Here is a 1,691-nt window from a genome sequence, read left to right on the forward strand (position 1 = left end):
AGTTGTTGCGTAGTGCTTGGTGACCAGGACGGCTGGGGCACCAATAGGTTGTCAAAGGCCGAGTCGATTTTGGGGACTGGGATGTCCCAAAATCTATCACGAGGCCGAAGACACGCTTGTATGCAGAGTTGGTGAGGCAGGTGCGTTCCCTTGCAGGATATCTGACAGCACAGGGTGTCGAGCGAGGCGATCGTTGCGTGATCTTCATGGACAACACCCTGGTTTGTGCCGTGTCCGTGTATGCGGTACTTTCCATCGGGGCTGTTTTCGTAGTCGTCAACCCGCAAACCAAGCAGAACAAACTGGCCTATATCCTTGACGACTGTGGTGCAAGTGCACTGATCAGTGACAGCCACCTCCACCGGGTATTCACTCCCTTGCTAAAGACGGCCGGCCGCCTGAAATGCGTGATTGCTTCGGGTGATCCCAGCCGTCTCGAAGCAACTGAAGTCACACCGTTTGAACAAGCCCTCGAGGGAGGCGTAACGGAACTCCCCCCCAACGGGATTCAAAAAGATCTGGCCGCGCTCATTTATACGTCCGGGAGCACTGGCGATCCCAAGGGGGTGATGCACACCCATCTGTCCATGACGTTTGCCCTGGGCAGTCTGATCGAGTACCTGCGACTGTCGTCGGAGGACAGGATACTGCTGGTTCTGCCTCTGGCGTTTGACTACGGGCTGTATCAGCTGCTGATGAGCGTACAGTTGGGCGCCACCCTGGTAATGGAGCGCTCCTTTACATATCCGGCAGTGATATTTCAGCGTATTCGGGAAGAGAAAGTTACCGTTTTTCCTGGCGTGCCGACCATTTTTTCACTGTTGCTCTCCATGTACCAGCGTGAACCCTTTGTTTTTCCCTCTGTAACCAGGGTAACCAATACGGCGGCCGCCTTGCCCGCTGAGCATATCCCCCTGTTGAAGAAAATATTTCCCAATGCCCTGATTTACAAGATGTATGGGCTGACGGAATGCAAGCGGGTCTGTTATCTGGAGCCAGAACTCATCGACGTAAAGCCAGCGTCTGTCGGAAAAGCGATACCAGGCACGGAAATCTTCGTGCTGAATGAGAAAGGGGAAAAGGCGGCACCCGGGGAGGTCGGTGTGTTGTATGTGCGCGGTACCCATATCATGCTGGGCTACTGGATGGCACGGGAGGCATCGGATAAAGTGCTGTTGGATTCTGATCTTCCGGGTGAAAAACTGCTTTGTACCGGCGACTGGTTCAAGATGGATGAAGATGGTGATCTGTATTTTCGGGGACGTAGTGATGACATCATCAAGACAAGGGGTGAGAAGGTCAGCCCGGTGGAGGTGGAAAACGTTGTTGCATCAGTAAAGGGTGTGCGCGAGGTGGCTGTAATCGGCGTGAAAGATGAGGTGCTTGGTGAGGCCATCAAGTGTTTTGTGGCGCAAGAACATGGCGCCAACCTAACCATCAAGGATGTGCGGAAAGTGTGCGTGGAAAAGCTGGAGAATTTCATGGTACCAAAGTATTTTGAATTTGTTGCTTCGCTACCGAAGACCAATACGGGAAAAATCAGCAAGAAGGGTCTTTCATGAATAATCAGGAGTAACTACTCACCCCTAAGATGAGTACAAGCCTGCCTCGATGGATCTACAATCGCTTTTTCATGTCTGTAGAGGCTTGACATCATAGTACGCCGAGTCTATGCTATTGACCCAACACAT

The 1,691-nt window shown here is 52.3% G+C and carries 1 protein-coding gene; it reads left to right on the plus strand.

Translation table 11 applies throughout. The annotated features are described in order from the left end of the window. Nucleotides 1-131: 131 nt before the first annotated feature. Nucleotides 132-1,562 (plus strand): class I adenylate-forming enzyme family protein, encoded by a 1,431-nt coding sequence (locus tag ACOCD2_RS18855; RefSeq protein ID WP_308317328.1) that lies wholly within the window; start codon nt 132-134, stop codon nt 1,560-1,562. Nucleotides 1,563-1,691: the final 129 nt, after the last annotated feature.

Origin of the sequence: Thiolapillus sp., assembly GCF_048562965.1 — a bacterium.
GTDB classification, from domain to species: domain Bacteria; phylum Pseudomonadota; class Gammaproteobacteria; order Chromatiales; family Chromatiaceae; genus Thiolapillus; species Thiolapillus brandeum_A.